Source organism: Flagellimonas alvinocaridis (assembly GCF_004916895.1).
GTDB classification, from domain to species: Bacteria; Bacteroidota; Bacteroidia; order Flavobacteriales; family Flavobacteriaceae; genus Flagellimonas; species Flagellimonas alvinocaridis.
Genome location: NZ_SNTZ01000004.1, coordinates 130933 through 148421, shown reverse-complemented (window position 1 = coordinate 148421; position 17489 = coordinate 130933). Strand labels below are relative to the sequence as shown.

Sequence of the window (17489 nt, the reverse complement as noted above, 5' to 3'; positions counted from 1 at the left end):
TTTTGAGTATGGTTTGAGTATGGGCTTGGGTAATAGTTTAATACTATAGCTTTTAATATGTTTTCTGAAGAACCAATATTCTATAAATATTCTTTCATTGGTTATGGCATAGTAGATTTTAGATTTTCTGATTCTGTGCAGAACGGTTCTAGTTATTAATTGAAAAATTCCAATAAGTAAAAATAGGGTTCCAAATATTTTAAATAGGACTGGAGCATCATTTATAAAGACTGTAAAAGTCCATATTAGAGAAACCAAGATGATGAATAAACCTGTAGTGAACAAAAAAGTTACATAAAGAAAATTCGATTTATGAATTATGGGTCTACCTTCCCATAAAATTTGTTCATCAGTACTTATGTATTTGGTAAATCTACTTTCCAATAAAATTCTTTTTTTAAGATAAGTAAAATATAAACGGAGGGTTTTACATCTTGTACATTGTCAAAGCCTCTTTGAAAAAAGCAGATGTCGTTGCTTCCGTTATATCGGAAGCGGGTAAAATGGCTCCCTTAAACCCATTGTTTTTCCATGTGCCTTGGGCGAGTGGCTTAAAGGCCCAGGTTCGCAACTGGGTATTACCTCGATAACCACTGATATAAAAATAGAAGTCGTTCACCATACTATCCGGAATGGCTAGTCCCAATCCCACGGATTTTCCTGAACCATCATGGAGATGGGCAAAAGCACCCGTATCAAAATGATGGGGCCATACACGCACTTCAGATTCCAATTTTTCATCCTTCAAGAATGTGGTAAGTATATTTTGGGCCAAGCCCCGCAAGCGGATGAGTTCCTGAACTTCACTGCTATCGGAAAGTTCAAATACCTTCTCACCAGTCATAGTATAAGGCAAGCTGTAATGAAGATTGTATTGGTAGGGTTTTTCAAGCCCTGAGACTTCTGCCATTTTGGAGAGCCATTCCACCACCTCTGTATGGGTCTTTCCCTTTAGGGAAAGTGACTGTATTGTACTGGATTTCCAGTCAAGGGAAAAAGTGCCATAATTTAACCCCAATTCCGTGCCAGAAGTATTCAGAGGCCAAGTGAGCAAACTTTTATCGGCCACTGAAAACCCTAAATTCGTATGGCTGTCATCCTTCTTGTGGGGTAAAAAACTTTTGCCAGCAGTAGCTAGGTACTGTGCTGCTAAATGGAACTGTTTTATCATTTTCATGGCAACCAAAGTGTGTTCCCTGAAAATACAAAATTTTGGACGTTTTAGGATGTCTTATCTTCCAAGGCCATTTTTTGCTTGATGGCCTTCATGATGATGGGGGCATGGATACGGGAATTTTCAATAAACCATTTGTGGGTTTCCATCCCTCCACAGATTACTCCAGCCAAAAACAATCCAGGAATATTGGTTTCCATGGTTTCTGGGTCGTAGGTAGGTAGCCTTTTGCCATCTTCGGAAAGTTGGATGCCCAGTTTTTCCAAAAAATCAAAATTGGGCATGTACCCGGTCAGGGCCAATACAAAATCATTGGTCAAGGTAACTTCACCTTGGAGAGTGTTTATAACGACTTCACTTTCCGTGATTTCTTTCACGGTGGAATTGTAATAGGCCTTTATGCTACCTTCCTCAATTCGATTTACGATATCGGGACGCACCCAATATTTTACGCGTTGACCCACTTCGGGACCTCGAATGATCAAGTTGACTTCGGCCCCTTTCCGCCAGCATTCCAAGGCGGCATCAATGGCGGAATTGCTTGCTCCCACCACGACCAATTTTTGACTGGCATAAAAATGAGGGTCTTTGTAATAGTGGGAAACCTTTGGTAAATCCTCTCCCGGGACATTGATTTTGTTGGGTAGATCGTAAAAACCTGTGGCCACAATAACGTTTTTGGCCTTGTAGGTGTCCTTGTCCGTTTTTATGTTGAAGGAAGTTGCCTTTTGCTCCACATTCAGTACTTTTTCAAAAAGGTGGATGTTGAGTTGATTGGAAGTCACAATTCTTCGGTAGTACTCCAGCGCTTCATTGCGTTTGGGTTTGGCTTCTTTGCTGATAAAGGGGATGTCGTCTATTTCCAGTTTCTCCGATGAAGAAAAAAACTGCATGTTTATTGGATAGTTGAACAAGGAATTTACAATGGGTCCTTTTTCAATGATTACATAGGTGAGCCCTTGTTTTTTGGCCTCAAGACCACAGGCAATGCCAATGGGTCCCCCTCCAATAATGACAACATCAAAATCCTGCATTATGCAATTTTTTCTTTCAACCTTTTAATGGTTTGGGTGGGATTCTCACTTTTAAAGACAAAGCTGCCCGCCACCAAAATGTCCGCTCCGGCATCCACCAGTTTTTTGGCATTGGCATCATTTACACCCCCATCAATCTCGATAAGGGCATTGGAGTTTTTCCGTTCAATGAGTGCCTTGAGGTCTTTTACCTTCTGATAGGTATTCTCGATAAAGCTCTGCCCACCAAAACCGGGGTTCACGCTCATCACAATGACAATGTCGATATCTTGGATGATATCCTCCAGTAAACTTACGGGTGTATGCGGATTTAAGGCTACACCGGCTTTCATGCCCTCGGCCTTTATCGCCTGAAGGGTTCTGTGTAGGTGGGGACAGGCCTCATAGTGCACGCTTAAATGATGCACTCCCAGTTTCGCAAAGGTTTTGATGTAGCGATCGGGATCAACGATCATCAGGTGTACATCCAAAGGTTTTTGGGCATGTTTGGCCATGGCCTGTACCACGGGCATTCCAAATGAAATATTGGGAACGAACACACCGTCCATGATGTCCAAGTGAAACCAATCGGCATCACTTTGGTTCACCATTTCAATATCGCGTTGTAAATTGGCAAAATCTGATGCCAATAGGGAGGGAGCAACTAATTTTTTCTGCATTTGATCGTTAAAAGCTGATACAAAAATAAGCAAATGATCTGGCTTTATGGGGTCAAACGCTCATTTGCTACAACCAATAGGTAACCTTCAGTACCATGGACCTGTTTTTGATACCCAGACCTTCGGTGTCATGGTTCTCGTTGTATATCAGGAATATATCGGACATGGGGCTGTAACGCCATTGCAATCTGGAAAATGCACTGAAGTTATTGTCCCGGGAATTGTACTGGACCACATTGGTGAGAAAAAGCTTGTTGGAGAAGCTTATGTTTCCATTGAATCGGGCCAAATGCAGATCCTTTTCCCCATATCCTTCAGCCAAACGGATGTCGTTGTAGTCATAGGTGAGGCCAAAGGTGCCCCAAGGCCTAAACCGTAACGAACCCTGTAACATGGCTCCTAGGCGGGTGCCGTTAAAGAATTGGCCATACCCTACATTGGTGTTCCATACAACGGTTTTGCGAACATCGGAGCTGTACTGTACATCAAATCGGGCAAAGGAATAATTGCCCATGGGAATTGGAGTGAATTCATCCCCGATCAATTCGGTGGGGAAGAGCAAGTCTACTTTCTGGTATCGACCTATCAAGTTGAGTTTAGCAGTATTCCGATATTCAAAATCGTAGGCAAGATTGTTCTCAAGCTCATTAAAGCTAGCATCGGAATTGAGATAGAGATTGTTCCAGGTCCGTAGTCCATGATAATTTAATTTACTATTCTCCCCTTCAGGAAAGAAAAGATAACGTACCCAAGGATTGAATAGGGTATAACCAAGTCTTACGGTTTCCTCGGTCAAGGCATTATAGTTTTCCAACCGAGGATTAACCCCAAGCTCTGTGATATAGTTTTCGCCCACAATATTGAGTAGCCATCCTGTTCTGAACCGTTTGGTCAGATAGTTTCCCGTAAAACCATAAAAATGGGTGTCCTCCAAGTTTTCTGGGGTCAGGGAAGTATGGTACATGAAGGTGTTGTTGAGCTTGCCGCTCTCGGAAATATAACTGAACTCCAACCCTGCATTTCTGGAATACTCCATCTCCGAAGTGGTACTGGTGGCCTGCCTGTTGATGAACAATGCCTTGATGGCGGAACGCTGCAATACTTTTTGCTGAAAAGCTGCAACACTGTAGTTCTGTGCCGCAAATTCATCCGTGCGCCGGGTCTGCACATTCATGACCCCAACCCGTAGGTTCTGGGTGATGTTCCCGGTTAGCCTGCCTCCAAAATCAATAGGAATGGCTTTGCCTTCCATGATACCGATTCTCCGGGAGAAGAAAGGTTTAATATCGTATGTGCCAAAATTGGAGAAGATGTCATTGTTCTCCAGAAAGAAGTTACGCTGCTCCGGTAAAAAAATATCAAAGCGGGTAATGTTGGTCACCTGTTGGTCCACATCGGCATTGGAAAAATCAGGGAATAGGGTAAGATCTAGATTCAAACTACTGGTCAAGGCCACTTTTACCTCACCACCAAGGTCATTGTTGAGCTCGGCCTCTTGTTGTTCACTGTCCTCAAAATCACGTATTGAAGAACTGGTGACATAGGGATTCAAAATAAAGGTTCCCTTAGCTTTTTCAGGACTTTGGTCCCATTCCAAGGTTCCCATATAGTTGATGCTCACGCCATTGAAGTTTACGGGAAACTGGGTCCAAGTGGTATAGGCGTTGTTCTGTTTGTCTCCACGTATAAAATTAATGCCCCAATCCCGTTGGTTGGGGTTGTAGCGCAATGTTTTCAAGGGAATGGCTATTTCTGCGACCCAGTAGTCAGCGTACTGTGCGGTTTTAGAGGACCATTTATTGTCCCAATTCGGGGACATCCATGTTTGTCCATCCTCAATGACCAAACTGCCCTCCAGCTCGGATCCCCCAGCGGTAACCCCGAACAGCAATCCGCTTTGTTTGGTATTTACAGGGTCCAGGACCACCGAAAAGTTGTCACTTCCCCAGTAATCATCGTCATTGTCGCGCACCAGTGATTGTATAATACGTCTACCTGTATCATAGCATTTGGCCATGATATAGACATTCTCATGGTCATACGTAACCCGTACTTCAGTTTGATTCTGGGCCTGCCCCTCATCATTGGGCCAATGATTGAAAAAATTGGTTGCTAGTTGATGGTGCTCCCACTCTTTTTCCCCAATCGTTCCATCCAACGCAATGGGCTCCGTAGCTTTTCGAATTTGATATTTGAATAAAGCCCTTGTATTACCACCGCCATTTTGGGATACGGTTACAAGTGGGACCAATGACAATAAGGATGCGGCCCAGAATCTTTTCATGAACTGCTCGTTTTTTGATGATGGTTTCAAAGAACAGTAACCCTAACATCATTGTCAAGCAATTTTGGGGAATGTCAAAGCAATACACGTAAATGTCGTTTGGAGGGAGTTTGGTGCCGAAAACGTATCAAAGTTGTACGTATAGGTTGCGCGAAAAGCATTCACGGCTGATTTAAGGAATACTTAACAACGAAGATGCCAAAATAAGTGTTTGATTAATCCAATTCTTTTTGAAGAAGGTCCAAAACATGCGATCGATAATTTCTGCCAATGGGAAGTTCCTTTCCATTGATTTCCACCATGATGCTATTAAAAGCGGATACCTTATCCACGGCAATCATGAATGAACGATGGATACGTACAAACCGTTCCTTGGGCAGTTTGTCTGCAAGATGACCAATCCTTTGGGAGGTCGTTATTTCATTGTTGGATGTATGAAGGATGACCTTATCGTTCAAGCTTTCCAAATAGGTAATATGGGAAAGGTCCAATTTAATGACCTTTCGTTGTGTTTTGATGTATAATTGCTCTGGTTCATCAACCGTTTTGGGTTCGGGAGGATGTTGTTCGGTTTTGGAAGTGGATTGACCGGACAAGAATTTGTTTGCTTTTGCAATGGTTTTCATAAACCTACCCATGGAAATGGGTTTTAGGAGATAATCAATGGCATCCAGTTCAAATGCCTTGATGGCAAATTCGCGATAGGCGGTGGTGAAGACGACCAACGGGGCCGGGTTGAGGGACTCCAAAAGCTCAAGGCCATTTATTTTGGGCATTTTAATATCCAAAAAAACCAAATCGATGTTCCCCTTTTGAAGATGACAAAACGCATCAACCGCATTGGCACATACCGCTACCACTTCCAGTTGGTCTATCTGCTCGGTTAGCTTCACCAATACCTTTCTGGCCAAGGGCTCATCATCAACAATTATGCATCTGATTTTTCTATCCATAGGCAGTTTGCGCATTAATGCCACTGAGGTCTATGTTCAAACTTACCAAAAAACGATCAGGTTCTTCCTGAATATCCAGTTGATGCTTATCGGGAAAGAAAAGGACCAGTCTTCTTTTTACATTTTTTAGGCCGATGTTTTTATCGGTATCCAATCCATTGTCCTCCTCAATGGAAGATTTACTGTTTTCTACCACAAAATGAAGTTGTTGGTTGACGAGTTTCAATTCAATGGAAATATAAGAGTCGTCAATCAGTGTATCTGCCCCATGTTTAAAGGCATTTTCAACAAAGGGGAGCAACAAAAGGGGAGGGATAAACGTCTCGCTGCTATCATTTTCAATATGGGTGGAAATGGTAAGTTTGTCCCCATATCGCAATTGCTCCAGAGCCACGAGGTTCATCAACTCTTCCCATTCTTTTTCCACGGTGATGAACCGGTCGTTGCATTCGTACAGCATATAGTCCAAGAATTTGGACAGTCCCAGAACGGCATCCGGGGTTTTGGAGGATTTCTCCAATGAAAGGGAATAAATACTGTTTAATGTGTTAAAGAGAAAATGGGGGTGTATCTGCGCTTTTAGAAATTTAAGCTCGGTTTCCATTTTTTCCTTTACCAGCGCTTGGTTGATTTGTTCTTTCTGGTAGTAAAAACGCTGCAGTTTAATGGCCATAGCCACAAAAACGGGAGTGTAAACGGCAATGAGGGAGTTTAATATCTTTGGGAGGTACAAAACTGGGGTTTTCCAATGTTCCTCTTCTGGGTAGAACCAGTGGTAGAGATACCTCCAGTTCATATAGCGGTCTATCAGAGCCATGGCCAAAGCCAAAATTATGGATAGCCCAATGTACATGGTCATGCGTTTTGGATATAGGTATTTGGGCATCAGGTAATATAGCGTAATGTATGTGGGGATAATTTTCCATGGCAGCAAAAACAGCAATTGCTGAAATTGGTCCCAATAATTATCCTCGTAACTACCCCATAGAACGGTATAGAACAAAATGTAGCCCAACCAAAAAAGAATGTGGTAATAGATTCTGTTCTGAGCGCTGAGTATCCTCTCGATCATATCTCGATTCATTTCCTCTTGGGCATTTTCAAGGAAACTTGCCTTTGAGGTCAACAATTTTGAAGATGAAAGTACAAAATAGGATTCATTACAAACCCAAATTCCCGTGGATAACCGCTTTTTTGCCGTAAATACCCTTAGTTTGACCAAAAGCCATAAATGAAAAAACTCCGGTAATCAGCCGGAGTTTATTCATCAATCAAAAAACGAACAGTCATGATAAACTGTTGTAGGTTTACAAATTACAACTTTCTTGCCAAAAAACAAATTTAAGGTTTGTTTAACTGTAATTTGTTGATATAATCTTGCGTTTTATCCTAAATATGTCTTCAAAATCTTACTTCTGGAGGTGTGTTTCAAGCGTCGGATAGCTTTTTCTTTGATCTGACGAACCCTTTCCCTAGTAAGGTCAAAAGTCTCTCCAATTTCTTCCAAGGTCATCGAGTGCTGTCCAGCCAAACCAAAGTAAAGCCTTATAACATCGGCTTCTCTGGGTGTTAGGGTCTCCAAGGCGCGTTCAATTTCAGTGCGAAGTGATTCGTGTAACAACTCCTTATCGGGGTTTGGCGACTCACCACTACGGAGTACATCATATAGGTTGGAATCCTCACCATCAATCAATGGGGCATCCATGGATACGTGACGACCAGAATTTTTTAAGGATTGCTTTACATCTTCCACTGTCATGTCCAATTCTTTGGCAATTTCCTCGGCAGATGGAGTACGTTCATGGGCTTGCTCCAAGAACGCAAAAGTCTTGTTGATCTTATTGATGGATCCAATTTTGTTCAAGGGCAAACGTACAATACGTGATTGCTCCGCCAAAGCTTGTAGGATGGACTGACGAATCCACCATACCGCATAGGAAATAAATTTGAATCCACGGGTTTCATCAAAACGTTGTGCTGCCTTGATCAATCCCAAATTTCCTTCATTGATCAAATCAGGTAGGGTCAATCCTTGGTTTTGATACTGTTTTGCAACAGAAACCACGAATCTAAGGTTGGCTTTGGTTAATTTTTCCAAGGCCACTTGGTCTCCCGCTTTTATACGTTGTGCCAGTTCCACTTCTTCATCGGCAGTGATCAAATCCACCTTGCCAATTTCCTGTAAATACTTGTCCAACGATGCGGTTTCCCTATTGGTAACCTGCTTTGTAATCTTTAACTGTCTCATCTAAAATTTCTCCTTCAAATTAAATTTGTGAACCGAAGCTCATTAAGTTATACGTAGAAAAAGAGTAAAAGTTACATTTTGATGCATTTTTTTTGTAAAACATTTCTTAATAATGCAAAAACCCCGGAAATCCCGGGGTTTTTATTCTTATAAAGGATGGGGTATTAATCCCTTCTCGGTTTTCTGTCGCGATCACCACCTCTGCGGTCACCACCTCTACGATCACCGCCGCCTCTGCGATCACCACCTCTATCGTTTCGCGGTGGTCTTTCGGTATATCCTTCAGGTTTTGGAAGCAAAGCTTTTCTAGAAACCTTTTCTTTTCTGGTCTTGGGGTCGATACCGAAATATTTTACATCGATAACATCTCCAAGGTTGATGACATCGGTAACTTTATCAGTACGTTCCCATGCCAATTCAGATACGTGTAGCAATACTTCGTTTCCTGGGGCATCGGTATATTCCACAACGGCTCCAAAATCCAACAACTTGATGACCTTGACCTCATAAATGCTGCCCACTTCAGGCTTGAACATAAGCGCATCTATTTTGGCCAATACCATGTTGATGCCATCTTGATCGGTACCCAAGATTTCCACAATACCTTCTTCGGTATCAGGGTCTTCGTTGATCACGATGGTAGTTTTGGATTTCTTCTGAAGATCTTGAATAACCTCACCACCTTTACCGATCAATGCTCCAATGAATTCACCAGGAATGATTCGGGTAATGATTTTTGGTGCATAAGACTTCACTTCAGGTCTTGGCTCGGCAATGGTTTCAACTAGTTTGCCCAAAATATGCAATCTTCCATCCTTGGCCTGCATCAAGGCTTTCACCAAGATTTCATAGGAAAGACCTTTTACCTTGATGTCCATTTGGCAAGCGGTGATACCATCTTCGGTACCAGTTACCTTAAAGTCCATATCACCCAAGTGGTCTTCATCGCCTAAGATATCGGACAGTACGGCGAATTTGCCAGACTCCGTATCAGTAATCAATCCCATGGCAATACCAGAAACTGGTTTTTTCAATTGAACACCTGCATCCATCAATGCCATGGTACCGGAACATACAGTTGCCATAGAAGAGGATCCATTGGATTCCAATACTTCGGATACCACACGAACGGTATATGGGCAATCTTCAGGAATCATGCCCTTAAGGGCGCGTTGTGCCAAATTTCCGTGTCCAACCTCTCTACGTGAAGTACCTCGGATAGGTCTTGCCTCACCAGTGGAGAAAGGAGGGAAGTTATAGTGTAAATAGAATGTTTCTTCGCCCTCGTAAGATGGCATGTCAATTTGGTTAGCCTCTCTTGAGGTTCCCAAAGTAACGGTGGCCAATGCTTGGGTCTCACCACGGGTAAAGATGGAAGAACCGTGAACGCTTGGCAAGTAATCAATCTCGCACCAGATAGGACGAATGTCAGTGGTCTTACGACCGTCCAAACGAAGTCCTTCTTCCAAGGTTAGATTACGAACGGCCTCTTTTTCGGCCTTGTGGTAGTATTTGGAAACCAAACCACCAATTTCTTCCAATTCTTCTTCGGGGAAAGTAGCTTTGATTTCTTCTTTGATAGCAGCAAAAGCTTCGCTACGCTCTTTTTTGGAAGAACCGGCTTTGGCTACAGCGTATACTTTGTCATAAGCCAAGTCGTATACTTTCTTTTGAAGATCTTCGTCTTCAACTTCAGGTTCGTACTCACGGGTTTCTTTTTTACCGAAAGCTTCGGCCAATCTAACCTGTGCGGCACATTGAACTTTAATGGCTTCGTGGGCAAATTTGATGGCTTCCACCATTTCCTCTTCGGAAATTTCACTCATTTCGCCTTCCACCATCATCACAGAATCTTCAGAAGCACCAATCACCATGTCAATATCGGAGCTTTTCAATTGCTCCATGGTTGGGTTGATGATCAACTCACCATCTACACGACCTACACGAACCTCGGAAATTGGACATTCAAAAGGAAGGTCAGACAATTGGATGGCTGCAGAAGCGGCCAAACCTGCCATGGCATCGGGCATTACATTTTCGTCGTGAGACATCAATTGGATCATCACCTGGGTTTCAGAGTGATAATCTTTTGGGAACAACGGTCTCAATACCCTGTCTACCAAACGCATGGTCAATACCTCACCATCGCTGGGTCTTGCTTCACGCTTAAAGAATCCGCCAGGATAACGTCCTGCAGCGGCAAATTTTTCACGATAATCCACGGTAAGTGGCAAGAAATCCACATCCGAAGCTTGATAATTGGAGACAACTGTACATAGCAACATACATTTGCCTGATTGGACTACTACAGAGCCATGGGCCTGTTTCGCCAATTTTCCGGTTTCAATAGAGATTTCCCTACCGTCACCAAGGTCAATGACCTCTTTAAAAGTTTTTGGAATCATAAGAATTAGTCTTACCCGTTAAAAAAGATACGGGCAGTTAAACATTTGGTCTACCGTCATCCGGACGGTCGGGTTGTGTTGTTGTTGTGTTTGCCTCTCGGCACTGACCAATGAAAAACTATTTGAAGCTTTTTGTGTTTGCCCAATCCAATGGGACTTTAAGTCGTTGGAGTTCGTCCAACTAAAACAAAGGGGAAGCCAAAGCCTCCCCATCGTTTTTATTTTCTAATACCAAGTTCCTTGATCAAGGCACGGTATTTTTCAATATCTTTTTTCTTTAGGTAATCCAAAAGACTACGTCTTTTACCTACCAACGCCACCAAAGAACGCTCGGTGTTATAGTCCTTATGGTTTCTTTTTAGGTGACCAGTTAAGTGGTTGATACGGTGCGTGAACAAAGCAATTTGTCCTTCCGTAGAACCGGTGTTGCTCTCAGAGCCGCCGTGTTTTTTAAAAATCTCGGCTTTTACTTCTTTTGTTAAATACATTCCAATATTTATTTAAATGATTTTTATGTATTGATTGACTTTCAATCAGCGTGCAAAGATAAGTCCTTTTTTTGAATTTGAAGGGAAAGTAAACAAAAAAGCCCCTAGTTCGGGGCTTTTCTTATTTTCTGATAGGCTGATTGGTGATCAAGTCTATATATTGATTTACTTTCTTTTTCAAGTCCCTACGATGGGAAATGAAATCCAAGAACCCATGTTCTTTTAAAAATTCAGCTGTTTGAAAACCTTCGGGAAGGTCTTTCCCAACGGTGTCCTTTACCACCCGTGGTCCGGCAAAACCTATCAAAGCACCTGGTTCCGCAATGTTGATGTCTCCCAACATGGCGTAAGAGGCAGTGGTTCCTCCAGTGGTGGGGTCGGTACATAACGAAATGTAAGGAATTTTAGCTTCGGCCAATTGGGCCAATTTAGTTGAGGTCTTTGCCAATTGCATCAGAGAAAGTGCAGCTTCCATCATACGGGCCCCACCTGATTTCGAAATCATCAAGAATGGGACTTTCCTCTTTTTGGCCTCATCTATGGCGCGGGAAATTTTTTCTCCCACTACACTACCCATAGATCCACCAATAAAGCCGAAGTCCATGCAGGCAATGACAATATCCTTGCCCATGGATTTACCCACAGCGGTACGAACGGCGTCCTTTAATCCTGTTTTTTGTTGAACTGTTTTTAAGCGATCGGAATATTTTTTGGTATCCACAAACTTCAAAGGGTCTTTGGAGGTCATGTTGGCGTCGAGTTCTTTGAACTTGTTGTCATCGAACAGGATTTCAAAGTATTCTTTGCTACCTATCCTAACATGATAATCATCTTCCGGACTTACATAGAAGTTTTTGGCAAGGTCTTCGGACTCTACTATTTTACCAGTGGGGGATTTATACCATAATCCCTTTGGGGTATCCTTTTTTTGCTCAGTTGTGGTCTGAATTCCTTTTTCCTTTCTTTTAAACCAAGACGACATGCAATCAAAATTAAATTAAACGAAAGTCTTATAAGGTATTTACATTGTTCAAATCCTCAAAGGCCTTTTTCAATCGCTCAGAGAATGTTTTTTCTCCTTCACGCAGCCAAACTCGCGGATCGTAGAACTTTTTGTTGGGTTGATCGTCACCTTCGGGATTTCCTATTTGTGATTGAAGGTAACCTGATTTTTCTTGGACATAGTCCCGAACCCCTTCCAAAAATGCATATTGCAAATCGGTGTCGATGTTCATTTTAATAACACCGTATCCGATAGCTTCCCTGATTTCTTCCAAAGTGGAACCAGAACCTCCGTGGAATACAAAATCGATATGGTTTTCCTCTACACCATATTTCTTGGTGATGAACTCTTGGGAGTTTTTCAAGATTTTGGGTGTCAATTTTACGTTCCCTGGCTTATATACACCATGTACATTTCCAAAGGCAGCGGCTATGGTAAATCTATGGCTTACCTTAGACAATTCTTCGTAAGCATATGCCACTTCTTCTGGCTGGGTATACAATTTGGAGTCATCAACATCACTATTGTCCACACCATCTTCTTCACCACCAGTAATACCCAACTCAATTTCCAAGGTCATGCCCATTTTGCTCATACGCTCCAAATAGGTCTTGCAAATTTCAATGTTCTCCTCGATGGGTTCTTCCGAAAGGTCAATCATATGCGAGCTGAACAGGGACTTGCCTGTGGCCTTAAAATGTTCTTCACTGGCATCTAAAAGTCCATCTACCCAAGGCAATAGTTTTTTGGCACAGTGGTCCGTGTGAAGAATTACAGTGGCACCGTAGGCTTCAGCCAATTGATGCACATGTTTGGCGCCAGACACGGCTCCTAGAATGGCAGCTCTCTGGTTTTCGTTGGAAAGACCTTTTCCAGCATTGAACTGACCTCCACCGTTGGAAAATTGTATGATAACGGGCGAGTTTAACGAAGCGGCTGTTTCCAATACCGCATTAATGGTGTTGGACCCAATCACGTTAACTGCCGGAAGGGCATACCCGTTTTCTTTGGCGTGGTTAAAAATTGCTTGTACTTCATCACCGGTAGCAACGCCCGGTTTTATGTTGTGGGACATAATTTTTGTTGATTACGTTTATAAGTCAAGTTAGGGCACAAAAGTAATAAAATATTTACTCTAGAAGGGATAATTAATTCCGATGTTAAAAACCGCACTTTTAAGGTTATAGCCACTGAACCAGCGATTGGACCCTTCTTTGGATGGGTCATAGGTTTTAAATCCGGTATCCAGTCTGAAGACGAAATAGGTGAAATCATAGCGGAGGCCAATCCCGGTTCCTAGGGCAATATCGGCCAATGAGGAGAAGCCATTAAAAATGGCATCGGGATTGTCCTCATCGTCAAAAACATTCCAAATGTTTCCTGCATCGGCAAAAAACGCGCCTTTTACATCACCGGCAATGGGGAAACGATATTCAACATTCATGGCTAGTTTTAGGTTGGCCTCGTTAAAGTCGTTGAGGTTGTCGGTCTTTCCAGGTCCCAATTCATATGCGTTCCAAGCCCTGTTGTCATTGGAACCTCCACCAAAATAACTTCTAACAAAGGGAATGTTGTCCGAGTTGCCATAGGGAACAGCAAGTCCTAAAAAAGTCCTGAAGGCAATCACCTTGGAATCATCCACATCCCAGTGGCGGATAAAATCAACCTCTGTTTTGAGGTATTGGGAAAAGGGGACACTGAATACCAAAAGTTGGTCGCGGTCATTTTTATTATAAGGAACCACATTGGAAAGCAATGAGAGCAAGTTTCCAGCTCCCTCCAATTTTACCCTAAACTGATAGAAATTGTTATCGTTGATATCAACCCTACTATTTTTAAAAAAGGTATAGTTTGATGCAAAGATGAGGTTGTTCTCGGTCAAACGTTGTCTCCTTTCCTCAATACGGTTTACCTCACTTCGTTCTTCCTCGTCCAGTGGAACTTGATTGTTCAGCACTGCTTCCACAAATCCATTGGCCCCATCTGGTATGGATAGCCTAAAGGGATCGTCCTCATTATCGACCTCCTCAAAGAAATCCGCAAATTGTGGATCCTCTTCAAAAGCATCTGCAATATTATCCAGGCTTCTATAGCTGTTTCTATAGACATTGTAAAAATTGCCTTGGTTGGTATTACGAACAAATTCAACATTTAATAGTTCCACATTGTGTTTCAATTGTATTGTTGGTGACCAATTGTATGACAAAACAGAGTTAAGGGATTGTTTGTCCAATCCCACATTTTGCTGAAAATTGGTACCTGCGGACAATCTACTTTGGGGAAGCATGTAGTACGGAATAATCTTTTCGGTATTGAACGGGAACCATATTCTGGGAAAAGTAATGTTGACATCTCCTCCAAGTTCAGAAGTGAAAGGTTCATCCGAGAACGCAGCGGCATCACTCAGTAAACCTATAGAGCCCCTTGCGGAAATATTTAAGGTTTCGGCACCACCAAACACGTTTCGTGTAATGACCGATGTACTGAAAGCCGTTCCTACCTGTTGAATGTTGGAATGTGTGACATCAAAGTTGAGATTCAAGGAAAATTTTGGTCTTGGCGCCAAATAAATGTTGGAAATAAGTTGGGCTTGGGTAGTATCCGGAATAAACTCTATGTTCGGATATTTGAACGTATTCAGGTTGGTAATCTGCCGGTAGGTTCGGATACGGTCCAAATCCCTATAAATACTATCTTTCTGAAAAAAGATGGCATCGGTCAATGCCTTTGGATTGTACCTGAGCTTGTCCTTGTAGAAAATGGTATAATTGTCGTACTCCATTGACTTTAGGGAGTCTGTTCCACCACCTATCAAATAATCGGCATAGATGTTTATTTTTTTTAGGCGATGGATTCTATAGGGGCTGTTGACATCGGAACTGTCCGTGGCGCTCCTGAATTTTTTAATGTTCAACTTTACGTCCATTAGTTGGTCATCGGCCAGTTGGGTGGTGTCCCTGAGAATATCATAGCTAATGGAGCTTTCTTGGAAATTATAAACCCCTGAGTTTCTGAAAAGGGTGGTCAAACGCTCCCGTTCCAAATTAAAATTGGCAAGGTCAAATTGATCTCCTTTTTTTACAAGGGTAAGGTCGGAAGATGCATCATAAACAGAATCCAGTTCGGGAGAAGTAATGTTTTTTTGGACGGTATCAATGATAAAAGGTTTCCCTAAATTGAGCTTATAGTCCAATTCGGCTCTTTTTTTTCGTTTGCCCTCAACAATGTCATAGCTCCCAGAATTATTAAAATATCCTTTGCTGCGATAATAGGCCTCCAATCTATTTACGGATTTTTGGGATAGGGCCGTATCAATGACCACAGGAGCTTCGCCAATTCTTTTTAGGAAATCGCTGGCCCCTTTTACAACAAAGGATTCTTGTAGTCGATTCACTTGTTTTTTGGAAAGAAAGTTGTTCAAACGTTTTTCACGCTTTTCTTTTCGGTGAAGCCAATCCTGAAAAGATGAATCCGGGTTTTCCTTGGCCAAATTGTACAGGTTGAGCCGCAATGGATATCCCAATACATTGCTGTTCGGTTTTTGGTAAATAAGACTTCGGATGTCACTGTCGGTTACCTTTTCTTCATCTACATAAATAGAGTTCTTTGTGAGCAGCAATTCATCTTCCCCCACTTTTTTAAGGGTATTACAACCGGCCACAATCAATATAAGCAACAATAACCCTATTTTTGTCCAGTTGGACAATAGACGTAAAGAACCCCTCATAGATGCCAAAAATACACGATTTAGATGGTTACGAAAAACCAAATTAAACTAGTTGTAAACCTAAAGCAAAAAAAGTACCGAACTCAACATGGATTGTTTGTGGTGGAAGGTGAAAAGTTGGTCAATGAGCTGTTGGATTCTGGTATTCAACTGCTTGACCTTTTTGTGGATACAGAAAAAAAGGCAAAACATTTTCAGGAAGCTAAACTGGTTTCAAAAGCAAATATGAAGCAGATGAGCAGTTTGTCCAACCCCAATGGAGTGTTGGGGGTCTTCAAGGTGCCCAGCCCCAAGCCCACTGGTGAAGATGATTGGGTGCTAGCCTTGGATGCTGTACGCGACCCAGGTAATTTAGGGACCATTATTAGGTTGTGCGATTGGTTTGGCATAAAGTACTTGATTTGCTCTTCGGATACGGTGGAATGCTACAATCCAAAGGTATTACAAGCCACTATGGGGTCTATAGCCCGAGTAAATATTGTTTACACAGATTTGGAAGCGTACTTAAAACAGACATCATTACCAATGTATGGAGCTTTTATGGATGGTAATTCAATATATCAGCAAAAATTACCCACTAAAGGGATTTTGGTAATGGGTAATGAGGCCAATGGTATTTCCGAAACTATTGGTGGATTGATCACTTCGCAAATTTCCATTCCCCAATATGGGGAAACTACGGCCGAAAGCTTGAATGTAGCCACGGCAACGGCCATATTGTTGAATGAGATTAGAAGATAGTTTTTTGAATTTATGGATGATTGTCCTAAGATTCTTGGATTTTTTTGAACCTCACTATCCAACTATCTCATTTGTTATTCAAAGGTGAAATTAATGAAAATACCACGGGTTCTCATGGCTTCAATGTTTCCTGTCCATGGACTGTTTGGGTCGTCATCCGGGACCAATTCATCAGATAAAGCGAAAACACCACGAATGGAAGGTGAAAACTTGAAGTATTCGGTATAAAAATCAATGCCAAAACCCAATTCGTATCCGTAGACATTCTTTTTCATCCTAAACTCACCACTGCTGTTATCGTCCAAACTATCTTCTTTGCTTCCCAAGTTCATGGAAGTATATACGCCTCCTGTGATAAAGGGTTTCCAGTTGCCAATACGTCTGGTACTGGCTTTGATGAGCAATGGAAAACGAATGTAAGTGGAACGCACCTCACGAATGGCATCGGTTTCATTTGCAAAACCAGGAAAACCCAAAGTTCTTGAGGTGTACAAGAGGCCAGGCTCAAAACGGGCATCCAAGAACTCGTTGATGCGCATTTCGCCAATCAAGCCCACATTGAAGCCAATACTTTTGTTCACCAAGATATCCCGGCCAATGTCGTTCTTGTACTCAAATTGAAAATCATATTGATTCAACCCAAGGTAGTATCCCCAGTTCAAAAACTTTTTGTCTTCGTTCTGAAGGTTAAGGATGGGGTCTTCCCTAAACTGGGCCGAGGAAGTTGGGCATGCCAGCACCAGCAGGCCAAACAGAAGAAAGATGTTTTTCAT

General features: G+C 42.2%; 14 protein-coding genes. 1 reads left to right on the top strand and 13 read right to left on the bottom strand.

Annotation, left to right across the window (positions count from 1 at the left end; translation table 11 throughout):
- Positions 1 to 427: 427 nt before the first annotated feature.
- The 12 genes from EZV76_RS10220 to tamL form a co-directional block, all read right to left on the bottom strand.
- Positions 428 to 1177, bottom strand: a complete 750-nt coding sequence (locus EZV76_RS10220; RefSeq protein ID WP_136566449.1) for a hypothetical protein — start codon at positions 1175 to 1177, stop codon at positions 428 to 430.
- Between the two features lie 44 nt (positions 1178 to 1221).
- Positions 1222 to 2208: a YpdA family putative bacillithiol disulfide reductase gene (locus tag EZV76_RS10215; protein WP_136566448.1), complete on the bottom strand. Its 987-nt coding sequence runs from the start codon at positions 2206 to 2208 to the stop codon at positions 1222 to 1224.
- Positions 2208 to 2867, bottom strand: a complete 660-nt coding sequence (rpe, locus tag EZV76_RS10210) for a ribulose-phosphate 3-epimerase (RefSeq protein ID WP_136566447.1) — start codon at positions 2865 to 2867, stop codon at positions 2208 to 2210. Before rpe ends, EZV76_RS10215 begins: the two co-directional genes overlap by 1 nt.
- Before the next feature lie 67 nt (positions 2868 to 2934).
- Positions 2935 to 5151 (bottom strand): DUF5916 domain-containing protein, encoded by a 2217-nt coding sequence (locus tag EZV76_RS10205; RefSeq protein ID WP_136566446.1) that lies wholly within the window; start codon positions 5149 to 5151, stop codon positions 2935 to 2937.
- A 215-nt stretch (positions 5152 to 5366) separates the two neighbouring features.
- A complete protein-coding gene (locus tag EZV76_RS10200) occupies positions 5367 to 6104 on the bottom strand; it encodes a LytR/AlgR family response regulator transcription factor (protein ID WP_161594401.1) in 738 nt (245 codons plus the stop codon).
- Complete coding sequence (locus EZV76_RS10195; RefSeq protein ID WP_136566444.1) at positions 6097 to 7326, bottom strand: sensor histidine kinase; 1230 nt, start codon at positions 7324 to 7326, stop codon at positions 6097 to 6099. Before EZV76_RS10195 ends, EZV76_RS10200 begins: the two co-directional genes overlap by 8 nt.
- 162 nt (positions 7327 to 7488) lie before the next feature.
- The gene (locus EZV76_RS10190; protein WP_072878578.1) at positions 7489 to 8352 is read right to left on the bottom strand and encodes a sigma-70 family RNA polymerase sigma factor; all 864 of its coding nucleotides are present in this window, start codon (positions 8350 to 8352) and stop codon (positions 7489 to 7491) included.
- Between the two features lie 164 nt (positions 8353 to 8516).
- Positions 8517 to 10757, bottom strand: a complete 2241-nt coding sequence (locus EZV76_RS10185; protein ID WP_136566443.1) for a polyribonucleotide nucleotidyltransferase — start codon at positions 10755 to 10757, stop codon at positions 8517 to 8519.
- A 218-nt stretch (positions 10758 to 10975) separates the two neighbouring features.
- Positions 10976 to 11245: a 30S ribosomal protein S15 gene (rpsO, locus tag EZV76_RS10180; RefSeq protein WP_136566442.1), complete on the bottom strand. Its 270-nt coding sequence runs from the start codon at positions 11243 to 11245 to the stop codon at positions 10976 to 10978.
- 121 nt (positions 11246 to 11366) lie between these two features.
- Positions 11367 to 12227 carry an acetyl-CoA carboxylase, carboxyltransferase subunit beta gene (gene accD, locus EZV76_RS10175; protein ID WP_136566441.1) on the bottom strand — a complete coding sequence of 287 codons (861 nt, stop codon included), beginning with the start codon at positions 12225 to 12227 and terminating at the stop codon, positions 11367 to 11369.
- 28 nt (positions 12228 to 12255) lie between these two features.
- Positions 12256 to 13323 (bottom strand): class II fructose-bisphosphate aldolase, encoded by a 1068-nt coding sequence (gene fbaA / locus EZV76_RS10170; protein WP_136566440.1) that lies wholly within the window; start codon positions 13321 to 13323, stop codon positions 12256 to 12258.
- A 60-nt stretch (positions 13324 to 13383) separates the two neighbouring features.
- Positions 13384 to 15975 (bottom strand): translocation and assembly module lipoprotein TamL, encoded by a 2592-nt coding sequence (gene tamL / locus EZV76_RS10165; protein ID WP_136566608.1) that lies wholly within the window; start codon positions 15973 to 15975, stop codon positions 13384 to 13386.
- Between the two features lie 24 nt (positions 15976 to 15999).
- Between tamL and EZV76_RS10160 the strand changes: the two genes are divergently transcribed.
- Positions 16000 to 16716 (top strand): TrmH family RNA methyltransferase, encoded by a 717-nt coding sequence (locus EZV76_RS10160; protein WP_136566439.1) that lies wholly within the window; start codon positions 16000 to 16002, stop codon positions 16714 to 16716.
- Positions 16717 to 16790: 74 nt separating this feature from the next.
- On the opposite strand, the gene porT is transcribed toward EZV76_RS10160, so the two are convergent.
- Positions 16791 to 17489, bottom strand: a complete 699-nt coding sequence (porT, locus tag EZV76_RS10155) for a type IX secretion/gliding motility protein PorT/SprT (protein WP_136566438.1) — start codon at positions 17487 to 17489, stop codon at positions 16791 to 16793.

Excerpts from the sequence above, each read along its gene's own strand:
- EZV76_RS10160 (WP_136566439.1), top strand. The coding sequence starts at position 16,000 with ATGGTTACGAAAAACCAAATTAAACTAGTTGTAAACCTAAAGCAAAAA.
- fbaA (WP_136566440.1), bottom strand. The coding sequence starts at position 13,323 with ATGTCCCACAACATAAAACCGGGCGTTGCTACCGGTGATGAAGTACAA.
- EZV76_RS10220 (WP_136566449.1), bottom strand. The coding sequence starts at position 1,177 with ATGAAAATGATAAAACAGTTCCATTTAGCAGCACAGTACCTAGCTACT.
- tamL (WP_136566608.1), bottom strand. The coding sequence starts at position 15,975 with ATGAGGGGTTCTTTACGTCTATTGTCCAACTGGACAAAAATAGGGTTA.
- porT (WP_136566438.1), bottom strand. The coding sequence starts at position 17,489 with ATGAAAAACATCTTTCTTCTGTTTGGCCTGCTGGTGCTGGCATGCCCA.
- accD (WP_136566441.1), bottom strand. The coding sequence starts at position 12,227 with ATGTCGTCTTGGTTTAAAAGAAAGGAAAAAGGAATTCAGACCACAACT.
- EZV76_RS10215 (WP_136566448.1), bottom strand. The coding sequence starts at position 2,208 with ATGCAGGATTTTGATGTTGTCATTATTGGAGGGGGACCCATTGGCATT.
- EZV76_RS10205 (WP_136566446.1), bottom strand. The coding sequence starts at position 5,151 with ATGAAAAGATTCTGGGCCGCATCCTTATTGTCATTGGTCCCACTTGTA.
- EZV76_RS10185 (WP_136566443.1), bottom strand. The coding sequence starts at position 10,757 with ATGATTCCAAAAACTTTTAAAGAGGTCATTGACCTTGGTGACGGTAGG.
- rpe (WP_136566447.1), bottom strand. The coding sequence starts at position 2,867 with ATGCAGAAAAAATTAGTTGCTCCCTCCCTATTGGCATCAGATTTTGCC.
- EZV76_RS10190 (WP_072878578.1), bottom strand. The coding sequence starts at position 8,352 with ATGAGACAGTTAAAGATTACAAAGCAGGTTACCAATAGGGAAACCGCA.
- rpsO (WP_136566442.1), bottom strand. The coding sequence starts at position 11,245 with ATGTATTTAACAAAAGAAGTAAAAGCCGAGATTTTTAAAAAACACGGC.
- EZV76_RS10200 (WP_161594401.1), bottom strand. The coding sequence starts at position 6,104 with ATGGATAGAAAAATCAGATGCATAATTGTTGATGATGAGCCCTTGGCC.